Origin of the sequence: Microbacterium bovistercoris, assembly GCF_003387575.1 — a bacterium.
GTDB lineage: Bacteria > Actinomycetota > Actinomycetes > Actinomycetales > Microbacteriaceae > Microbacterium > Microbacterium bovistercoris.
Window position 1 is genome coordinate 15185 of sequence record NZ_QUAB01000044.1, and the last position, 19031, is coordinate 34215.

Genomic DNA, 19031 nt, shown 5'->3' on the forward strand with positions numbered 1-19031 from the left:
CTTCTGAAGAAAAGTTGGATGCCGGAAGCCGGTGTCAGATCTCGTCGATCGACGCGGCCTCGAAGCGGCTGGAGATGTTGATGCCGAGCTCTTCCGCAGCGCGGAAGGCCTCGTCATCCGTGTCGCGCAGGTTCACAGCCGTGCCGTCGGCCGAGAGCACCTCGACGTTCAGGCAGAGGGACTGCATCTCCTTCATGAGCACCTTGAAGGACTCCGGGATGCCGGGCTCCTGGATGTTCTCGCCCTTGACGATCGCCTCGTACACCTTGACGCGGCCGAGGATGTCGTCGGACTTGATCGTCAGCAGCTCCTGCAGCGCGTAGGCGGCGCCGTAGGCCTCGAGCGCCCACACCTCCATCTCACCGAAGCGCTGGCCACCGAACTGGGCCTTACCGCCGAGCGGCTGCTGGGTGATCATCGAGTAGGGGCCCGTCGAGCGTGCGTGGATCTTGTCGTCGACGAGGTGGTGCAGCTTCAGGATGTACATGTAGCCCACCGAGACCGGCGCCGGGAACGGCTCGCCGGAGCGGCCGTCGAACAGCTGGGTCTTGCCGGATGCGTCGATCAGGCGGTCGCCGTCGCGGGTGGGGAGCGTCGAGTCGAGCAGACCCGAGATCTCCTCCTCGCTGGCGCCGTCGAACACCGGGGTCGCGACCTTGGTGTTCGGGGCCACGTCGCGGGCGTCGTCGGCGAGCTTGGCCGCCCACTCCGGGTTGCCCTCGACCTTCCAGCCGGTCTTGGCGATCCACCCGAGGTGAGTCTCCAGCACCTGACCGAAGTTCATGCGGCCCGGGATGCCGAGCGGGTTCAGGACCACGTCGACCGGGGTGCCGTCGGCGAGGAACGGCATGTCCTCGACCGGCAGGATCTTCGCGATGACGCCCTTGTTGCCGTGGCGGCCGGCGAGCTTGTCGCCCTCGGTGATCTTGCGCTTCTGGGCGATGTAGACCACGACGCGGCGGTTGACGCCCGAGCCCAGCTCGTCGTCGCCCTCCTCGGCGTTGAACTCCTTGACGGCGATGATCGTGCCCTGCTCGCCGTGGGGCACCTTCAGGGAGGTGTCACGGACCTCGCGGCTCTTCTCGTTGAAGATCGCGCGGAGCAGGCGCTCCTCGGCCGAGAGCTCGGTCTCGCCCTTCGGCGTGACCTTTCCGACCAGGATGTCGCCGGGGCGGACCTCGGCGCCGATGCGGATGATGCCGCGCTCGTCGAGGTCCTTCAGCAGCTCGGGGCTGACGTTGGGGAGGTCACGGGTGATCTCCTCCTTGCCCAGCTTGGTGTCGCGGGCGTCGACCTCGTACTCCTCGATGTGGATCGACGAGAGGGTGTCGTCCTTCACCAGCTCCTGGCTCAGGATGATGGCGTCCTCGAAGTTGTGACCCTCCCACGGCATGAACGCCACGAGCAGGTTCTTTCCGAGCGCCAGCTCGCCGTTCTCGGTCGCGGGGCCGTCGGCGATGACCTCGCCGGCCTCGACGCGCTCACCGGCGGAGACGATCACGCGCTGGTTGTACGACGTGCCCTGGTTGGAGCGGTCGAACTTGCGCAGGTGGTACTCCTGGATGCCGCCCTCGTCGAGCTGCACGGTGACCTTGTCGGCGGAGACCTCGGAGACGACACCGGCCTTCGCCGCCGTGACCACGTCACCGGCGTCGATCGCGGTGTAGCCCTCCATACCGGTGCCGACCAGCGGCGAGTCGGAGCGGAGCAGCGGCACGGCCTGACGCTGCATGTTCGCGCCCATGAGCGCGCGCTGCGCGTCGTCGTGCTCGAGGAAGGGCACGAGCGAGGTCGCGACCGACACCATCTGGCGCGGCGAGACGTCGATGTAGCCGATCTCCTCGGGCAGGAAGAGGTCCACCTCGCCCGAGCCGCCCTTGGGGCGCGCGAGCACGTGGCTCTCGGTGAAGCGACCCTTCGCATCGAGCGGCGCGTTGGCCTGCGCGATGTTGAAGTCGGTCTCCTCGGCGGCGGTCAGGTAGTCGATGTGCTCGGTGACCGTGCCGTTCTCGACCTTGCGGTACGGCGTCTCGATGAAGCCGAACGAGTTGATGCGCGCGAAGGTCGCGAGCGCACCGATCAGACCGATGTTCGGGCCTTCAGGAGTCTCGATCGGGCACATGCGGCCGTAGTGCGAGGGGTGGACGTCACGGACCTCGACACCCGCGCGGTCGCGGCTCAGACCACCGGGGCCCAGAGCCGACAGGCGGCGCTTGTTGGTCAGACCCGCGAGCGGGTTGTTCTGGTCCATGAACTGCGACAGCTGCGAGGTGCCGAAGAACTCCTTGATCGCGGCCACGACGGGGCGCACGTTGATCAGGGTCTGCGGGGTGATCGCCTCGATGTCCTGCGTGGTCATGCGCTCGCGGACGACGCGCTCCATGCGGGACAGACCGGTGCGGACCTGGTTCTGGATCAGCTCGCCGACAGCGCGGATACGGCGGTTGCCGAAGTTGTCGATGTCGTCGGTGGCGAGGCGGATCTCGGTCTGCTTGCCGCCGCGGAGCCCAGAGAAGGTCTCGTCGCCGCGGTGCAGGCGCACCATGTACTTGATGGTCGCGACGATGTCGTCGCGGGTCAGCACCGAGTCGGTCAGCGGGTTCGCGAGGCCGAGCTTCTGGTTGATCTTGTAGCGACCGACCTTGGCCAGGTCGTAGCGCTTCGGATTGAAGTAGAAGTTGTCCAGCAGCGAACGCGCGGCCTCGGCGGCCACCTGCTCGCCCGGACGCAGCTTGCGGTAGATGTCGCGGAGCGCGTCCTCCTGCGTGAGGATGGTGTCCTTCGCGAGGGTCTCCTCGATCGAGGTGAAGCCTGCGAACTCGGCGAGGATCTCCTCGCTGGTCAGGCCCAGCGCCTTCAGGAAGACGGTGACGGACTGCTTGCGCTTGCGGTCGATGCGGACGCCGACCTGATCGCGCTTGTCGATCTCGAACTCGAGCCAGGCACCGCGCGAGGGGATGACGCGAGCGGAGACGATGTCCTTGTCGGACGTCTTGTCGGGAGTCTTGTCGAAGTAGACACCGGGCGAGCGCACCAGCTGCGAGACGACCACGCGCTCGGAGCCGTTGATGATGAACGTGCCCTTGTCGGTCTGCAGCGGGAAGTCGCCCATGAAGACCGTCTGGGTCTTGATCTCACCGGTCTGGTGGTTCATGAACTCGGCCTCGACGTACAGCGGGGCGGCGTAGGTCTTGCCGCGCTCCTTGCACTCGTCGATGGAGTACTTCTCCGGCTCCAGGTACGGGTTCGTGAAGCTCAGCTGCATCGTCTCGCCGAGGTCCTCGATGGGGGAGATCTCCTCGAAGATCTCACCGAGACCCGAGATCTCGGACACGTCGGTGCGGCCGGCCTTCTTCGCCTCGGCGACGCGCGCCTTCCAGGCGTCGTTGCCGACCAGCCAGCCGAAGGACTCGGTCTGGAGGGCGAGCAGGTCGGGGACCGTCAGCGTGTCGGAGATCTTGGCGAACGAGAGGCGGGATGCTCCGCGTCCGTTCTTGGGTGTGGTGGTGGAAGTGGATGCGTTGCGAGCAGCAGCCAAGGGAATAACCTCCGTGAGCCTGTGCGGGGCTCGTTGATTCCTCGTCGTCGGTGGAGTGCGCGCGCAGGTCTCAACATGCCGACCACCATATGAGGGCAGGGAGAAGCGAGCGCAACTACCTACTATAGGCGCGATTCCGCGACATGGCAAGCGCGGTTCTTGACGATTTGCTGGGAGTGGGGTATTAGTACGCTCGACCCATGGGCAGGTCGCGCGCGAAGGACGAGGAGAACCCCCGGGTACGCCTGGATCACGGCGGTGTCGCCGAGATCGCGGCATCCGAGTTCACCAGCGGACACGAGCTGATCGTGGACGGGACTCCGCAGTCGCACGTCGACCTGGACGACCCGACGCACCTGCACTTCGAGTACATCGTGCGCATGGGCGCGGTCATCGACCAGCTGCCCTCGGGGCCGCTCACGGCGGTGCACCTCGGCGCCGGGGCGCTCACGATTCCGCGGTACATCGACGCGACGCGCCCGGGCTCGCGGCAGCAGGTGATCGAGTTGGAGGCACCGCTGGTGCAGCTGGTGCGCGAACAGCTCCCGCTCCCGAAGGGCGCGTCGATCCGGGTGCGCATCGGCGACGCGCGCGAGGGCGTCTCGCGCCTGCCCGCCGCTCTGCACGGCGCCTGCGACCTCGTCGTCTCGGATGTGTTCTCCGGTGCGCAGACCCCCGCGCACCTCACCAGTGTGGAGTTCTACCGCGAGCTGTCGACACTGCTCGCCCCGACCGGTGTGCTGCTGGTGAACGTCGCCGACGGCCCGGGACTCGCGTTCGCGCGCCGGCAGGTCGCGACGGTGCAGACGGTGTTCGCGGATGTCGCGGTGCTGGCCGACACCCAGGTGCTCAAGGGGCGCCGCTTCGGAAACCTCGTCATCGCGGCATCCGCTGCTCCCCTGCCGACCGACTGGCTGCCGAGGATGCTGGCGGCGGGGCCGCATCCGGCGAAGATCGCGCAGGGCGCCGAGGTCTCGGCCTTCGCGCAGAAGGCCCGCGTCGTGACGGATGCGGATGCCGTGGCATCCCCCCGTCCCGACGCGAGCCTCTTCCTGCGCTGACGCCAGGCGGCGGCGTCAGCCGGCGGCCCAGGGCGAGTGCTTCCCGCCCGGCGCGTCGCCGCGGGTCCACCAGCGAGCCGTGTAGCGCACGCCGTCGTACACGACGACGTCTCCTGCTTCGTACACGTGGTCGGCGAACCAGGGCTGCCCGGCGGCAGGGTCCACCGCGCAGTCCACTTCCGTCTGCCAGGGACTGTTCTTCATCGCTCCCGGCATCGTGCCCTTCGCGTACCAGAGCGCCTCGAACACCTTGCCGTCCAGCGTGACCCGGTCGCCGGCGCCGTAGGTGGTGCGGGCGTTCCAGATCGGCGTCGCGGCGCAGACCGTCTTCTCGGCACCTGCCACCGGGCCGGGGGTCGCGGCGCGCAGCGCGTCGGCACCCGTCTGCGAGAGCTCGCCCTTGGCGTCGCCGGCGATCTGCCAGTAGTCCACGCCGCCCAGGCCCTGCGCGATCGCCCACTTCGTCTTCTCGGTGACGGCCGTGGGGTCGTCGAGCGAGAACCACTCCCGAGTCTCGGCGTTGTAGCCGTAGGTGGCGTTGAACGCGCCGTCGGCGGTGCGCTCGTGGGTGTAGCTCAGGCCCGCGCTCTGCAGCTGGTCCCACGTGCGCGTGCCGCCGGTGATGCCGCCGCCGGACTGCTGCCACGGCTGCGGGTCGGCGTCCCTCCACCCCTGGCCGTAGGCGGCCAGACCGAGATTCAGCTTCGCCGCGGGGATGCCGGCGTTCTTGTAGGTCGCGACGATGGTGTCCAGCCCGAGACCCCAGTTGTGCTCGGGGTCGCCGTAGACGTTGCCCTGGTGCCCGGTGCGCGGATCCCAGGTGCCCCACAGGTCGTAGCCCTGCAGGTTGCCGAAGTCGAGGTTCTCCCACAGCTCGGGGTCGTTCCAGCCGCCCGCGGTGATCACGCCGGGACTGGCGGGCAGGAACGCGGAGATCTCGTACTCCCGTCCGGTGTCGGCCTCACGGGCATCCAGCGCGGCACGCAGCTCCTGTACGAACGCGAGGAAGTTCGCGCGGTCGTTCACCGGGTCGACGGCGTTGCCGACCTCCTGCGCCCAGTCCGGGGCACCGGGCCATTCCCAGTCCAGATCGAAGCCGTCGAAGAGCCCCGCCGCGGCACCGGGACCGCCGCGGCCGTCGATCACCGGCAGATTGCCGTCCAGGTAGATGTCGATGCACGACTGCACCAGCGCCGTGCGGCTCTCGGGGGTCGCGACGGCCTTCGAGAACGACTTCGACCACGACCACCCGCCGAGGGACACCAGCACCCGCAGGTCGGGGTTGATCCGCTTCAGCTGCGCGACCTGGTTCATCGCGCCGGCGAGCTTCTGCTGCTTCGTGTCGGCGATGCCGAGCACCGACTCCTCCGCCGTGTAGGCCCGCACGAAGTCGGTCTTCGCCTCACCTGCTGTCTCGGTCTGCCCTGCGCCGGCGGCCACGCCGTCGGAGATGAAACAGGTGTACGGCTTCACGCCGTCGAGGCCCTGCACTCCGGCGGCGCGCGCCGTGTCGAGGGCCTCCTGGCTGCCCGCGACGTTGCCGAACGAGTAGTTCAGGTGCGTCAGCGTGCCGCTGTGCGCGCCCTCGGTGAAGAGTGTCTTCAGAGAGGTGGCGGCATCGTTCGCCATCCACTGCCCGTAGTACCCGACGTTGCGGTAGCCGTTGATGGTCGTCGTGCCCGGCACCGTGTCGCTCGTGACCGACACCTCGGGTGCGTCGTCGGCGGCGGCCGCCGTCACGGGCAGAGCCGTCGCCGCGAGAGCGAGCGAGCCGAGGATCACGGCCGGAGCCAGCCGCCTGCGGCGTACGGCGGCATCGGATGCGGGGGGCATGAGAACTCCTTCGTTCGGGCGCGTCGGGTGTGCGCGCTCCGGGTCAGGATGCCGCAGCCCGCGGCATCCCGCCAGCGGTTCACCCCAGGAATGTGGACAACACGTACATCCGGCGTCTTGTGGGGCGAGCAGGGCGCGCCTCAGAACGTTCCCGGCGGGAGGAGGCAGACTGTCAGGAGCCGTCGCGGAGGGAGAGTCGAGCAATGAGTCTGATCCAGGGATATGACCCGGACACCCTTCGCGAACGAGTGAACCCGCGCGAGTGCGAGATGCGCCTGGACGAGATCGAAGGGCAGCGCAGCCTGCCCGCGCTGATGGAGCGCGTCTGGCTGCTGAAGGTGCTCGATCGGCTGGACGACGCGCTGCCGCTCTCGGAGGAGGCCGTGCGTCAGGCCCGCATGGCGGGAACCCGCAAGGACCTCCTGCGCGCCCGCGTGCTGCACGCCACGATCATGCAGTGCCTGGGCAAGTACGCCGCCGCCGAGCAGGAGCTCGCCCACGTGGCATCCGAGGCCGAAGGCCAGGGCTGGGCGCAGGTCGCCGCCTTCGCCCACCAGCATCACGGCAAGAACGCCTACGACGCCGGCGACTACGAGCAGGCCCGCGAGAGCTTCAAGCGGTCGCTGTTCCTGCGCCGCGAGGCCGGCGCGGACGACCGCGGCCTCGAGACCGCGCTCCTCGCGATCGAGGCGGCCGAGCGGCGCGGCGCCGTCGAACCCGTCGCGATCTGAACACGTCCTCCCCGACGATGTCGGTCGGCTGATCTACTGTTGCGACATGGCAGATCTGAAGCGGGTGCGCGTCTGGGCTGAGGCGCTCATCCGGCTGCACCTCGATCCGTCGTGGTCCTTCGACTTCGATCACGCCAAGCGTCGGGCGGGTGCCTGCCATTACACGACCAGCCGCATCACGGTCTCGCGCTACCTGGCCGCCCGTTTCGACGACGACGAGATCCATCAGGTGCTGCTGCACGAGGTCGCGCACGCACTCGCGGGCCCCCACGCCGGGCACGGCAGCGACTGGAAGCGCATCGCCGAAGATCTGGGCTACGTCGGCGGCACGACGCACCACGGCGAGACCGCCACCGAGCTGGCGCCGTGGGTGGGCAGCTGCCCGTCCGGGCACCTCGTCTACCGGCACCGCCGTCCCGGCCGGCCGATCTCCTGCGCGAAGTGCTCGCGCACCTACGACCCGCGATACGCGTTCGCCTGGACGCATCGCGAGATCACGCCGGCGGCCCGGCTGGCCGCGCAGACGCCGCGCTGAAGCCCGCGACCCGCTCGGTCCGCAGCCGCGCTCGCCGTCATTGCGTGGATGCCGGCTTGCGGCGGCGAACCAGTGCCGCGATCCCTCGCCAGCCGAGCAGGAACACCCCGAGCGTGATCGTCGCGACGATGATGAACGGCACCGCCGCGGTGTCACCGGAGAGCACGCGCACGAGCATCCCGCCGGCGACCGTCACGATCCAGACAACGAGACCCCAGAGCAGGCCCCACGGTCTGCGCGGTCTCCCGGGCAGCAGGAACGCGAGCAGGTGACCGACGACGAGTGCGACCAGGAACGGCCAGGCCGTGATGAGGAATCCCGCCGGATCCTCGGAGTGCGAGGCGCGGCCGATCGCCGCGAAGACGAGCACGAGCAGGGCGTCGAGAACGAAGGCGGGGAGGAACCTCATGGGATGACCCTACGCGTCGGTCGCGCGTCTTCCCCGCGCGCCGCGCTCCTGGAACACACCAGACTCCGGCGAACGCACGAGACTCCGACGTCAGGCGAACGCCGTGATCACGCCCTCCCTCAGATGCGGCACGGCGCTGCTCGCATCGTGCTCGGCGGCTTCCTCCGGGGTCGCGGGGCGGATGCCGGCATCCGCCATCCGTGCGGTTGAAGCCACACCGATCGCGAGTTCACGCCCCGAGCCGCTCGCGGAGAGCAGGTGCCGCAGGCCGCGCCGCAGCGCGCGGAACGACTCCGCGGCGGCGACAGCCTCGGGCGAGGTGTGGTCGACGCCCAGGTCGATCAGGGCGCAGACCACCGCGCCGGCGCCGAGAAGGTCCTCGACCGCGAACCGCAGAGATCCGTCGCCCGCGCGCTCCCCCGCGGCGATGATCGTGACCGACGTGCGCTCGCCTCGTCGCTCCTGCAGCGTCATGACGGCGGATGCCACGGCCGAGGCGTTCCGGATGCCGCCGAGCAGCACCTCCGCCCCCGTCGTCGCCGCCGCCTCGGCGACATCCGCGCCGTTGCTGGACCAGGCGCGGGCACCCTGGAGATCCACCGAGGTCCCCGCCTCGACCAGCTCGGCCACCGTGGTGGAGAACCGCAGCACGTCGACCGCGATCACGACATCCGCCGGCGCGAGCCGGGCGAGGCCCTCCGCACCCCACTCGAGGCGCACCTGATACGAGGACTGGTCGAACGGTGAAGGCATCCCTCCAGCGTAGAGGGATGCCTTCACCGGCGTGGGGAGCCGCTCACTCCGCGGCGAGCGCCTCCACCGGCTGCACCCTCGTGGCCAGGCGGGTCGGGGCGACGGCGGCGATCAGCGTCAGCACCGCGGTCGACGCCGCGATGATCGCGATCGGCGCCCACGGCACCACCGGCCACACGAACCCGGCCGGTTCGAAGTCGGGCAGCACCGGCACCGAGCCGAGCAGCGACTGCGCGGCGATCCACCCGTACAGCACTCCGAGCACCAGGCCGAGCAGCGTCGCGGCGATCGTGATGTGCGCGGCCTCGAGCAGCACCATCCTGCGCACCTGGCGACCGGTCAGCCCGATCGCCCGCAGCAGCCCCAGCTCGCGCTTGCGCTGCACGACCCCGATGGTGAGCAGGTTCACCAGGCCCACTGCCGCGATCACCGCCGAGATGGCGACCAGCAGCATCATGATGTTCGCGAACGCGTCCATCGGGGCGAAGAACCCGTCGACGAACTCCCCCTCGCTCTGCCGCGTCATCAGCACCTTGGTCGACTCCAGCGCGACGGCGAACATCGTGACCAGCGTGACCCCCATCACGACGCCGATCGCCATGCGGCTGGACCGCTCCGGGTGCCGCAGCGCGTTCTCGGCCGCCAGCCGAGCCGTCGCGCTGCTGCCGAACATCCGCCCGACCATCCGCAGCACGGGCGGCATCACCAGCACCGCGCCGATCGCGAGGCCGGTGAACGACAGCACACCCCCGAAGAACGCGATGACGACCCCCAGCGGCGACATCAGCCCGAAGGCCACTCCGGCGGCGAGCAGCGCCGCCCCGATGATCAGCAGCACCAGGGCGCCGACGTGGCGGCCCGGCCGTGCGGCGACGGCGTCGTGTCCGCGCTCGACCGCTCCGCCGATCGCCTGGAGCGGGGTCACGTCCAGCACCCTCCTCGACCCCGCCCAGGCGGCGACCCACGTGGTCAGCGCCACGCCGACGGCGGGCAGCACGATCATCGGCTGCAGTGTGCTGAACGTCGCCGGCGGGTTCGGCAGCAGCTGCGCCCCGACGATCACGCCGATGTTCGCAAGAGTCAGGCCGGCGGCGAGGCCGAACAGCGCGCCCAGCACGCCGACGCCGAGCCCCTGCCGCGCGACCTCCTCGCGCTGCGAACGAGCGGATGCCCCGATCAGCCGCATCAGCGCGATGCGGCGCGTGCGCCCGGCGATGATCGTCGTGAAGGTGTTGGCGGTCACGATGGCGGCGACGTACATGGCGACGGCCGTCAGCAGCACGGACAGGATGGTCACGACGAGCGCGAGCGTCTCGCTGTCGCCGATGTACGGGTCGGCCTGCAGCACGGCGCCGATGTAGGCGGTCACCTCGACGAGGACCACGCCGAATCCCGCGGCGAGCGCCGACACCAGGATGCTGGCGCCCATGCCGCGTTCGCTCAGCCAGGCCAGTCGCGGCGCTCGTGCCGAGCGCTCCCCGCTCTCGCGGCCGAGTTCGGCGACGGCGGTCATGCCGCCACCCCGCTGCCCGACTCCGCCGCCAGCATGTGTGCCGCGATCTGCTCGGCGGACAGCTGCGGGTGGTCGGCGACGATGCGGCCGTCGCCGAGGAACAGCACCCGGTCGGCGTGGCTGGCGGCGATCGCGTCGTGCGTGACCATTGCGATCGACTGCCCGTGCTCGCGGCTCGCGGTGGCGAGCAGCTGCAGCACCTCGCGACCGGTGGCCGAGTCGAGATTGCCGGTCGGCTCGTCGGCGAAGACGAGGTCGGGCGCGGTGGCGAGCGCGCGGGCGATCGCCACGCGCTGCTGCTGCCCGCCGGAGAGTTCGTGAGGCCGGTGCTTCAGACGTGCACCGAGGCCGAGCGTCTCGACGAGACCGTCGATGCGGGCCCGCTCGATCGCTGACGGCCGGCGCCCGTCGAGCTCGAAGGGCAGCAGGATGTTGCCCATGGCGTCGAGCGTGGGGATCAGGTTGAACGCCTGGAAGATGAAGCCCACGCGGCGGCGCCGCAGAATCGTCATCTCGAGGTCGCCGAGCTCGGTGATCTCGGTGTCACCGATCCACACGCGCCCCTCGGTGGGGGCGTCCAGTCCGGCCATGATGTGCATCAGCGTGGACTTGCCCGAGCCGGAGGGGCCCATGATCGCGGTGAACTGGCCGCGGCGGATGCCGACGCTGACGTCGTCGAGGGCGCGGACGCCGGCGACTCCGGCGCCGTAGGTCTTGGTGAGGTGCTGGACGCGGGCGGCGAGGCCGAGGTCCGAAGTCGTGATCTCCATGCCTTCGACGCTATTTCTGCGGCGCATCCCTGGTCATCGCCCTGCGGATGCATCCGCGTACATCTGCAGGATGATCCGCGGGCTCGCACCTGGCGGAGCATCCGACGGGTGGCGGCGGACACGCCGCGGAATCGTCCGCCGCCTGCAGATCGGTCCGCCGCCTGCAAGCGATAAGACGAGCGCCGGACGCGTCAGGCCAGGCCGTGCTCGAACGCGAAGACCACCAGCTGCACGCGATCGCGCAGTGCGAGCTTGGTGAGGATGCGGCTGATGTGCGTCTTCACCGTGGCCTCGCTGAGGAACTCGCGCGCGGCGATCTCGGAGTTCGAGAGCCCTCGCGCTGCGAGCGCGAAGATCTCGCGCTCGCGTTCGGTGAGGTCGCTGTAGGACGCCGGCACCGGCTTGGTCTCGGGCGTGAAGTGCGCGAAGAGGTCGCGGGTCGCGGATGCCGCGATCACGCTCGACCCCGACTCCACCGTGCGGATCGCGGCGAGCAGGAACTCCGGATCCGCATCCTTGAGCAGGAAGCCGCTCGCGCCCTGACGGATGGCACGGGCCGCGGCCTCGTCGAGGTCGAAGGTGGTGAGCATGACGACGCGCGGGGCGTCGGGGTTCTTCAGGATCTCGGCGGTCGCGGTCAGGCCGTCCATCACCGGCATCCGGATGTCCATCAGCACGACGTCGGGTCGCGTCCGGGCGACGACGCCGAGCGCCTCCTGCCCGTCGCCGGCCTCGCCCACGACCGTCATGTCGGCCTGCGACGAGACGAGCATGCGGATGCCGGCGCGGAACAGCGCCTGGTCGTCGACGAGTACGACGTTGATCATGAGGAGAGTCCGGTTCCTGAGCTAGACGAAGGGCCGACAGGCAGTCGCGCGCTCACGGTGAACTGGTCGCCGTCGCGCCCGGCCTGAAGCGTACCGCCCACGAGCTGCGCGCGCTCACGCATGCCGATGACACCGTGCCCGCCGATCGACGGGCGGTCATCCCCGGACACCGCGTTCGAGACCGTCACGTCCACGGCATCCGCCCACCAGCTCAACCGCACGTCGACGCCTCCGGTCCCGTGCCGCAGCGCATTGGTCAGCGCCTCCTGCAGGATGCGGTAGACCGCCAGCTGGATGGCCGCGGGCGGCTCGCCCGGCGGGGTCGGATCGACGGTGACGCGCGGCTCGACCCCGGCCCGCCGCACCTGGGCGAACAGGGTCTCCAGATCGGCGAGCGTCGGCTGCGGGCCGTCGCCCTGCCGATGGCGCAGCTGCGTGAGCAGCATCCGCACGTCCGAAAGCGCGCCTCGCGCGGTCTGCGCGATCGTGCCCAGCGCTTCCTGAGCGACCTTCGGATCGGATGCTGCCGCGTAGCGCGCCCCGTCGGCCTGGGCGATCACCACGGCGAGCGAATGGGCGACGACGTCGTGCATGTCGCGGGCGATGCGCACCCGCTCGGCTTCCTCGGCCGCCGTGGCCTCGGCGCGCAGCTGGGCGTCGCGGATCTCGCGTCCGCGCACGACCTGACGCCAGAGCAGACCGGCACCCCACGACAGGGCGAGCGACAGCCCGGCCACCGAGCCCATCAGCGCCGCGACGAGCAGCACGCGGACGCCCTCGGAGAGCAGGCTCCCCGTCATCCCGAACTGCTGCACGCCGATGTACAGTCCGGCCACGACGCCGCCGGCGACTGCCGAGGCGCCACCTGTCCAGAGCAGCCGGCGCGAGCCCCAGGCGGCCGTGGCGAACAGCACCACGAACACCGCGACGTTGCTCGCCATCGGCGGCAGCCCGGTCAGCATCTGCAGCAGGCACGCGCCCCAAGAGATGGCGAGCGCGATCGCCGGCGTCAGGCGGCTGATCGCGGCGGCACCCCACAGCGCGGCGCTGACGACGACGGACACCGCGATCGCGAGCCAGTCCGGGGTCAGCCAGGCGCTCAGAGAACCGGCACCCATGATGAACGCGAGCGGCGCGGTGACCAGGAAGCCGAACACGGAGCCGACGATGTCGAGCACCAGCCATCGGCGCGGAACGGATCTGATCACGTCACCACGCTACGCGAGGGTCTGACGTCGGGCATCCGCCCGGAGATGTATCCGGGCTACGCCCGGCAGAGGATCTCGCCGTGCGGGATCAGGTACCAGCCGTCGTCGGATGCTGCCCACGCGCGCCACGCGTCGCTGATGCGCTGCAGCTCGTCCTGCGTCGCGAAGCCGTCTGTCAGCAGCTGGCGCGTCAGCGCGGACTCCAGGATGCGGTCGGCCCACATCCCGCCCCACCACGCGCGCTGCTCCGGTTCGGCGTAGCACCAGGTGGACGCGGTGGCCGTGACCTCGGTGAAACCCGCGGCGCGGGCCCAGGACAGCAGGCGGCGGCCGGCATCCGGCTCTCCCCCGTTGGCGCGGGCGGCGACCTGGTAGAGGCGCAGCCACTCGTCGAGCTCGGGCAGCAGGGGGAACCAGATGAAGCCGGCGTAGTCCGAGTCGCGCGCCGCGACGATGCCGCCGGGCTTCGCGACCCGGCGCATCTCGCGCAGTGCCTGCACCGGATCGGCGACGTGCTGCAGAACCTGATGGGCGTGCACGACGTCGAAGGAGTCGTCGGCGAAGGACAGCGTGTGCACGTCCTCCACCGAGAAGTCGATGTTGCGGATGCCGCGCTCCGCGGCGAGCTTCTGCGACAGCGCAAGCGCGCCCTCGTCGATCTCCGTCGCCGTCACCTGCGCGACGCGCTCGGCGAACTCCACGGTGATCGTCCCCGGCCCCGCGCCGACGTCGAGGAGCGTGGCGTCGGCAGTGAGGTGGTTCGCGAGGTACGCGGCCGAGTTCGCGATCGTTCGGCTGCTGTGCGAACGGAGGACGGATTCGTGATGCCCGTGGGTGTAGGTCGACATGGGGACAGTCTGGCAGTGCGAGTGCCCGCCGTTACGCGCCTTCAGTCCAGGATCATCCGGCGCAGCATCTCGCGGTCCGGTTTCCCGGATGGCAGCATCGGCAGTTCGGGCGATGTCTCCAACTGTGCCGGGCGGGCGTGCTTGCCGAGCTCGGCGGCGACCCTCGCCCTCGCCTCGTGGTAGGCCTGCTCCGCGTCGAAGGCGCCGGTTGCCGCGAAGATCACGGATGCCTCGCCCCAGCGCTCATCCGGGATCGCCATCACGACGGCCCCCTCCAGTCCGGGGACGGTGCGCACGATCCGCTCGACCTGGTCGAGGGAGATGTTGATGCCACCGCTCACGATCACGTTGTCGATCCGGCCTCGGACCGCCACGACGCCGTCCGTCACGTCTCCGGCATCCCCCGTGCGGTACCAGCGCACCCCGTCGGGGTCGGTGCGGAAGACGCGATCGGTGAGCTCGCCGTCGCCCAGGTATCCGCTCGCGAGGGTCGGGCCGGCGATCCGCAGCTCGCCGTCGACCGCCACCACGCTCACACCGTCGAGCGGCACCCCGTCGTACACGCAGCCGCCGCTGGTCTCACTGGAGCCGTACGTGCTCACGATGCGCGCGCCGAGTTCCTCGGCGCGATCGCGCTGATGGTGCTCGAGCCACTGCCCGCCGATGAGGATCGCGTCGTAGGCGGCGAGCGCCTCCTTCACCCGGCGATCTCCTGCGGCGTCCAGCAGGGTGCGCAGCTGCGCCGGGACGAGCGAGGTGTACTTCCGCTCGGCGGTCAGAGCGGAAGTCGCCTCGACGAACGCCTCCGCCGTGAACCGGCCGTCGAGCAGCACGGGCGTCTCCCCCGCCGACAGCGAGCGTGCCAGCACCTGCAGCCCCGCGACGTAGCCGGCCGGCAGCGCCAGCATCCACTGCCCTTCGCCGATGCGCGCGGCGGTCGCCTCGGCGCTCGCCCGCAGAGCATCCGCGCTCAGGATCACGCGCTTCGGGATGCCGGAGGAACCGGATGTCGCGATGACGACCGCCGTGCCGTCGGGCACCGTGTCACTGGCATCCGGGGCGAAGCCGAGGGCGAGCGGCCGCGAGCCGTCGAGCGCCGCCGGCAGCGCCGCCTGCACGGCGCGTGCGTCGGCACCGTCGATCGCCGTCAGCCTCATGCGCGCTCCCCCACAAGTACTCAGAAGTGGTACGGGAACGCCGACCAGTCGGGGTCGCGCTTCTCGAGGAACGAGTCTCGACCCTCGACCGCCTCGTCGGTGCCGTACGCCAGCCTCGTGGCCTCGCCGGCGAACACCTGCTGACCGACCATGCCGTCGTCGACCGCGTTGAACGCGAACTTCAGCATGCGGATCGCGGTGGGGCTCTTCGTCAGGATCGTCCGCGCCATCGCGATCGCCTCCCTCTCGAGGTCGGCGTGCGGCACCACCCGGTTCACCGCGCCCATCTCGTAGGCGCGGTCGGCGGAATACTCCTCGGCGAGGAAGAACACCTCGCGGGCGAACTTCTGCCCGACCTGCCGCGCCATGTACGCCGACCCGTAGCCGGCGTCGAAGCTGCCCACGTCGGCATCCGTCTGCTTGAAGCGCCCGTGCTCGCGCGACGCGATCGTCAGGTCGCAGACCACGTGCAGCGAGTGCCCGCCGCCAGCGGCCCAGCCCGGCACCACCGCGATGACGACCTTCGGCATGAAGCGGATCAGACGCTGCACCTCGAGGATGTGCAGCCGGCCGGTGGAAGCGTTCGCGCTGGTCGGAGACTGGGTTGCTGAGCCTGTCGAAGCATACTTGTATCCGTCACGTCCGCGGATGCGCTGATCGCCGCCCGAGCAGAACGACCAGCCGCCGTCCTTCGGGCTCGGGCCGTTGCCGGTGAGCAGCACCACGCCGATGCGGGGATCCTGCCGGGCGATGTCGAGCGCGCGATACAGCTCGTCCACGGTGTGGGGCCGGAAGGCGTTGCGAACCTCGGGCCGATCGAACGCGATCCGCGCGATGCGGCCGTCGCGCGACACGTGCGCGGTGATGTCGGTGTATCCCTCGGCGCCGGGGGCGAGCGCCCACTCGGCCGGGTCGAAGATGTCTGAGACGAAGTCGTCGGTCACGCCGTCCAGCCTATTCCGCTGCCGCGCCGGCGTTCCTGTTCCGCGGGCGCTCAAACACGTCACGTACGATCGTCGTCGTGCCTGTGACTTCCACTCTTCTCCGTCGTTCCCTTCTCGCCCTGACCGCGGCCGCAGCGCTGACGCTGGCCGGCTGCGCGTCGAACCCCGGCTCCGATCCGGCATCCGCGCCCTCGTCCTCGGCCTCCGAGCCGGCGGCCGACGGCACCTGCCAATACCCGTCCGACGGCCAGGCCGCCAAGCAGGCGGATGCTCCGGCCGCCGAGCCGACCGTCACCGGTGAGGTCTCGGCGACAATCAAGACCAGCGCGGGCGACCTCGCCGTCACCCTCGACGCCGACAAGACTCCGTGCACGGTGAACAGCTTCCTCTCGCTCGCCGGCCAGTCCTACTTCGACGAGACCCAGTGCCACCGCCTCACCACCGACGGCATCTTCGTGCTGCAGTGCGGCGACCCGACCGGCACAGGAACCGGTGGCCCCGGCTACTCGTTCGCCGACGAGCTGAGCGGCGACGAGACCTATGAGGCGGGCACCCTTGCGATGGCCAACGCCGGCCCGAACACCAACGGCTCGCAGTTCTTCATCGTCTACGCCGACAGCCAGCTGCCGCCGAACTACACCGTCTTCGGTCACCTCGACGAGGCGAGCACCGCGATCGTCGCGGGCATCGCGAAGGATGGCACCGTGACGGACGACCCCAACGGCAGCGCCCCGAAGACCCCGGTGACGCTGCTCGGAGTCACCCAGAACTGACATCCCCGTTCCGGTCGCTCGGATGGCCAGTGCCGCGTCACGCGCACTGGCCATCTGGGCGATAGGAGCCGTTCAGTCGGGCAGCTTGGCGCGCGCCTCGCGGCGGACGGATGCGGCCAGCCGGTCGCCCATCCGATCCAGGAACGCCCGCACCTCATCGGGCGCGACAGAGCCTGCGTGCTTGAGGGCGATGCCGACCGGCTTCGCGACCAGCGGGTCGCGGTCGTCGGCCAGCGTCTCGGCGATCCGCAGCAGATCGGCGATGCCGCCGGCATCCGGCGGGCGGGTGTAAGCCAGCGGCGCGGTCATCGCCGTGCGGCGACGCAGCGGATCGGATGCCGCGGCGAGATCGAACAGCGGCTGCCGTGATCTGCTCCGCAGGAAGACGCCGACGACGCGCGGCGCCGCCCGATCGACCATGTCCCAGGCGTCGATCCGGTCATGCCGGCGCAGGTAAAGCTCATAGCGCTCGGCGCGCCCGGCATCCGTGATCCGCGGACGGCGCACCTGGAAGTCGAGCACGCAGAACGCGGCCATCCGCGGCTCGTACTCGCTCTCGTCGAGCAGCGCGTCGACCTCGTCGAGCGGCATTCCGGCATGTCTCCTGGCGATGTCGAACAGCGTGCCCATCCGCACACCGAGGATGCCGCCGTCGCCGCGATAGTGCCGGTTCGGGTGCACCGCAGGATCCGCCGCGCCGCGCAGGTCGGCGATGAGGGCGGCAGCGGTGCTCATGGCCCCACGCTACCGCCCTCGCCTTCCCGGGCCTCAGCGCTTCTCTGCGCGACGAGCCTTGAGCCAGCCGTCGACCATGTCGCCGATGCAGACGCCCGCGATCCCGAGGCCGGTGAGCACAGCGAGCACGGTGGTCGCGTCGGAGTCGACTCCGTTCATCGTGAACACGTCGGTGACGAACTCGGGGTTGTAGAGCACCCCGCGCCCCAGTGCTGTGAGCCCGAGGCTCATCACGCTCACGGCGATCGCGAAGTTCACCCACGCGAGCGCCATCGTCCAGCGCCCCCGCACGTAGACGGCGATCGCGAGCGCGGCCTCGGCGAGCATCAGCAGGAACAGCAGGCCCATCCACCACGGCCACAGCTCGGGGTTGATGATCGAGAGCACGCGGTCTCCGGGTACGAACCCGCGGAAGTGGTCCCAGAGCAGCGCGCCGGCGAAGAAGGCGAGCATCACGAGCGACCCGATGAGGTCGGTGCGCGCGGCGCCCGACGGCCGCTCTTCCGGCAGCTGGTCGATGCTCCACTGCACGCCGGTGTCGGCACCGGTGCGCTCGAGCACGGCGAAGACCAGGGTGGTCCAGAACCCGATGTGCACCACGACCGAGAGCGCGACCGCGATGCCCTGCCCGATGATCTGCCCCACGCCCGCGCCGTCGAGCGCCTGCCCGATCGCGACGCCGCCGAACGCGACCGCCGGCACGATCGCCCAGAGCAGCTTCAGCAGCCGCCACCAGACGAGGTAGTACTTCGGGCCGATCAGCTGCAGGGGCCGGTCGGCGTAGCCGGCTGCGAGCACGGCCGGGTCACCGAGGTCGGTGAGCACGCGGCGCTCGGCGTCGTCGCGTGCCTCGCCCTGCTCGATCCGGTCGTCGACGGCGTCGGAGATGGACGTCTCCAGCTCTGCCCGCACGTCCTGCTGCAGCGGCTGCGGCAGATGGCGGATGGTTTCGGAGACGTAGCGGTCGGTGAGTGTGGCGGACATGTCAGTCCTCCCCTTCGATGAGTGCGGCCGTCGCCGCAGCGATGACGGCGACCTCCTGAGTGAGGGTGTCGGCGAGGCGGATGCCGTCTGCCGAGGTGCGGTAGAACTTGCGCGGGCGGGCCTCGTCCGTGTTCCACTCGCTGCCGAGGTACCCCTGCTTCTCGAGCCGGCGAAGCAGCGGGTAGAGCGTGTTCGCGTCCGTCGGGAAGCCGGCCGCGGCGAGCTGCTCGAGCAGGCCGTACCCGTACCCCGGCTGCCGCAGCAGCTGCAGGCTGGCGAGCACGATGGTGCCGCGCCGCAGCTCCTGCAGATGGGTGTCGAACTCGTTGTCTTCCATATCCATCACCATATTGTGTCTCACACACTATTGTCAACACCCCCATATCGTGCGGCGCGATAAAGGCAGGATGGA

General features: G+C 70.1%; 18 protein-coding genes. 4 read left to right on the top strand and 14 right to left on the bottom strand.

Annotated features, from left to right (window positions below):
- Nucleotides 1-34 precede the first annotated feature (34 nt).
- Nucleotides 35-3538 (bottom strand): DNA-directed RNA polymerase subunit beta, encoded by a 3504-nt coding sequence (gene rpoB, locus DY023_RS11625; protein ID WP_116242507.1) that lies wholly within the window; start codon nucleotides 3536-3538, stop codon nucleotides 35-37.
- Between the two features lie 200 nt (nucleotides 3539-3738).
- Between rpoB and DY023_RS11630 the strand changes: the two genes are divergently transcribed.
- Nucleotides 3739-4599 (top strand): spermidine synthase, encoded by an 861-nt coding sequence (locus DY023_RS11630; protein WP_116242508.1) that lies wholly within the window; start codon nucleotides 3739-3741, stop codon nucleotides 4597-4599.
- A 15-nt stretch (nucleotides 4600-4614) separates the two neighbouring features.
- Here the strand turns inward: DY023_RS11630 and DY023_RS11635 are convergent, their stop codons facing one another.
- Nucleotides 4615-6432 (bottom strand): glycosyl hydrolase family 18 protein, encoded by a 1818-nt coding sequence (locus DY023_RS11635; protein ID WP_116242509.1) that lies wholly within the window; start codon nucleotides 6430-6432, stop codon nucleotides 4615-4617.
- Nucleotides 6433-6635: 203 nt separating this feature from the next.
- Here DY023_RS11635 and DY023_RS11640 point away from each other — a divergent pair, with 203 nt between their 5' ends.
- Nucleotides 6636-7163, top strand: a complete 528-nt coding sequence (locus tag DY023_RS11640; RefSeq protein WP_116242510.1) for a hypothetical protein — start codon at nucleotides 6636-6638, stop codon at nucleotides 7161-7163.
- A gap of 46 nt (nucleotides 7164-7209) precedes the next feature.
- Complete coding sequence (locus DY023_RS11645; protein ID WP_116242511.1) at nucleotides 7210-7698, top strand: SprT-like domain-containing protein; 489 nt, start codon at nucleotides 7210-7212, stop codon at nucleotides 7696-7698.
- 37 nt (nucleotides 7699-7735) lie between these two features.
- On the opposite strand, the gene DY023_RS11650 is transcribed toward DY023_RS11645, so the two are convergent.
- The 9 genes from DY023_RS11650 to DY023_RS11690 form a co-directional block, all read right to left on the bottom strand.
- Nucleotides 7736-8107 (bottom strand): DUF3054 domain-containing protein, encoded by a 372-nt coding sequence (locus DY023_RS11650; RefSeq protein ID WP_116242512.1) that lies wholly within the window; start codon nucleotides 8105-8107, stop codon nucleotides 7736-7738.
- Nucleotides 8108-8197: 90 nt separating this feature from the next.
- Entirely contained in the window at nucleotides 8198-8860 is a 663-nt protein-coding gene (locus tag DY023_RS11655; protein ID WP_116242513.1) for a 2-phosphosulfolactate phosphatase, read from the bottom strand.
- 43 nt (nucleotides 8861-8903) lie between these two features.
- The gene (locus DY023_RS11660) at nucleotides 8904-10373 is read right to left on the bottom strand and encodes an ABC transporter permease (RefSeq protein ID WP_116242514.1); all 1470 of its coding nucleotides are present in this window, start codon (nucleotides 10371-10373) and stop codon (nucleotides 8904-8906) included.
- The gene (locus tag DY023_RS11665; protein ID WP_116242515.1) at nucleotides 10370-11143 is read right to left on the bottom strand and encodes an ABC transporter ATP-binding protein; all 774 of its coding nucleotides are present in this window, start codon (nucleotides 11141-11143) and stop codon (nucleotides 10370-10372) included. Before DY023_RS11665 ends, DY023_RS11660 begins: the two co-directional genes overlap by 4 nt.
- 191 nt (nucleotides 11144-11334) lie before the next feature.
- Nucleotides 11335-11970, bottom strand: a complete 636-nt coding sequence (locus DY023_RS11670; RefSeq protein WP_116242516.1) for a response regulator — start codon at nucleotides 11968-11970, stop codon at nucleotides 11335-11337.
- Nucleotides 11967-13178, bottom strand: coding sequence for a sensor histidine kinase (locus DY023_RS11675; RefSeq protein WP_116242517.1), 1212 nt, complete (start codon nucleotides 13176-13178; stop codon nucleotides 11967-11969). Before DY023_RS11675 ends, DY023_RS11670 begins: the two co-directional genes overlap by 4 nt.
- Nucleotides 13179-13234: 56 nt before the next feature.
- A complete protein-coding gene (locus tag DY023_RS11680) occupies nucleotides 13235-14026 on the bottom strand; it encodes a class I SAM-dependent methyltransferase (protein ID WP_116242518.1) in 792 nt (263 codons plus the stop codon).
- A gap of 41 nt (nucleotides 14027-14067) precedes the next feature.
- Nucleotides 14068-15183, bottom strand: coding sequence for an AMP-binding protein (locus tag DY023_RS11685; protein ID WP_116242519.1), 1116 nt, complete (start codon nucleotides 15181-15183; stop codon nucleotides 14068-14070).
- 20 nt (nucleotides 15184-15203) lie between these two features.
- Nucleotides 15204-16127, bottom strand: coding sequence for a 1,4-dihydroxy-2-naphthoyl-CoA synthase (locus tag DY023_RS11690; protein WP_116242520.1), 924 nt, complete (start codon nucleotides 16125-16127; stop codon nucleotides 15204-15206).
- 77 nt (nucleotides 16128-16204) lie between these two features.
- Between DY023_RS11690 and DY023_RS11695 the strand changes: the two genes are divergently transcribed.
- The gene (locus tag DY023_RS11695) at nucleotides 16205-16900 is read left to right on the top strand and encodes a peptidylprolyl isomerase (protein ID WP_116242521.1); all 696 of its coding nucleotides are present in this window, start codon (nucleotides 16205-16207) and stop codon (nucleotides 16898-16900) included.
- 72 nt (nucleotides 16901-16972) lie between these two features.
- Here DY023_RS11695 and DY023_RS11700 read toward each other — a convergent pair whose 3' ends face one another.
- Genes DY023_RS11700 through DY023_RS11710 form a run of 3 tightly spaced genes read right to left on the bottom strand, consistent with a single transcriptional unit; the run spans nucleotide 16973 to nucleotide 18956 of the window.
- The gene (locus DY023_RS11700) at nucleotides 16973-17635 is read right to left on the bottom strand and encodes a DNA alkylation repair protein (protein ID WP_116242522.1); all 663 of its coding nucleotides are present in this window, start codon (nucleotides 17633-17635) and stop codon (nucleotides 16973-16975) included.
- A 33-nt stretch (nucleotides 17636-17668) separates the two neighbouring features.
- Nucleotides 17669-18619 carry a permease prefix domain 1-containing protein gene (locus DY023_RS11705; protein ID WP_116242523.1) on the bottom strand — a complete coding sequence of 317 codons (951 nt, stop codon included), beginning with the start codon at nucleotides 18617-18619 and terminating at the stop codon, nucleotides 17669-17671.
- Nucleotide 18620: 1 nt separating this feature from the next.
- Nucleotides 18621-18956, bottom strand: a complete 336-nt coding sequence (locus DY023_RS11710) for a PadR family transcriptional regulator (protein ID WP_116242524.1) — start codon at nucleotides 18954-18956, stop codon at nucleotides 18621-18623.
- Nucleotides 18957-19031 lie beyond the last annotated feature (75 nt).

What these genes read in the sequence shown, in the direction of transcription:
- DY023_RS11710 (WP_116242524.1), bottom strand. Translation starts at nt 18,956, where the DNA reads ATGGAAGACAACGAGTTCGACACCCATCTGCAGGAGCTGCGGCGCGGC.
- DY023_RS11650 (WP_116242512.1), bottom strand. Translation starts at nt 8,107, where the DNA reads ATGAGGTTCCTCCCCGCCTTCGTTCTCGACGCCCTGCTCGTGCTCGTC.
- DY023_RS11665 (WP_116242515.1), bottom strand. Translation starts at nt 11,143, where the DNA reads ATGGAGATCACGACTTCGGACCTCGGCCTCGCCGCCCGCGTCCAGCAC.
- DY023_RS11660 (WP_116242514.1), bottom strand. Translation starts at nt 10,373, where the DNA reads ATGACCGCCGTCGCCGAACTCGGCCGCGAGAGCGGGGAGCGCTCGGCA.
- DY023_RS11630 (WP_116242508.1), top strand. Translation starts at nt 3,739, where the DNA reads ATGGGCAGGTCGCGCGCGAAGGACGAGGAGAACCCCCGGGTACGCCTG.
- DY023_RS11640 (WP_116242510.1), top strand. Translation starts at nt 6,636, where the DNA reads ATGAGTCTGATCCAGGGATATGACCCGGACACCCTTCGCGAACGAGTG.
- DY023_RS11700 (WP_116242522.1), bottom strand. Translation starts at nt 17,635, where the DNA reads ATGAGCACCGCTGCCGCCCTCATCGCCGACCTGCGCGGCGCGGCGGAT.
- DY023_RS11670 (WP_116242516.1), bottom strand. Translation starts at nt 11,970, where the DNA reads ATGATCAACGTCGTACTCGTCGACGACCAGGCGCTGTTCCGCGCCGGC.
- DY023_RS11655 (WP_116242513.1), bottom strand. Translation starts at nt 8,860, where the DNA reads ATGCCTTCACCGTTCGACCAGTCCTCGTATCAGGTGCGCCTCGAGTGG.
- DY023_RS11705 (WP_116242523.1), bottom strand. Translation starts at nt 18,619, where the DNA reads ATGTCCGCCACACTCACCGACCGCTACGTCTCCGAAACCATCCGCCAT.
- DY023_RS11645 (WP_116242511.1), top strand. Translation starts at nt 7,210, where the DNA reads ATGGCAGATCTGAAGCGGGTGCGCGTCTGGGCTGAGGCGCTCATCCGG.
- DY023_RS11635 (WP_116242509.1), bottom strand. Translation starts at nt 6,432, where the DNA reads ATGCCCCCCGCATCCGATGCCGCCGTACGCCGCAGGCGGCTGGCTCCG.
- DY023_RS11680 (WP_116242518.1), bottom strand. Translation starts at nt 14,026, where the DNA reads ATGTCGACCTACACCCACGGGCATCACGAATCCGTCCTCCGTTCGCAC.
- DY023_RS11685 (WP_116242519.1), bottom strand. Translation starts at nt 15,183, where the DNA reads ATGAGGCTGACGGCGATCGACGGTGCCGACGCACGCGCCGTGCAGGCG.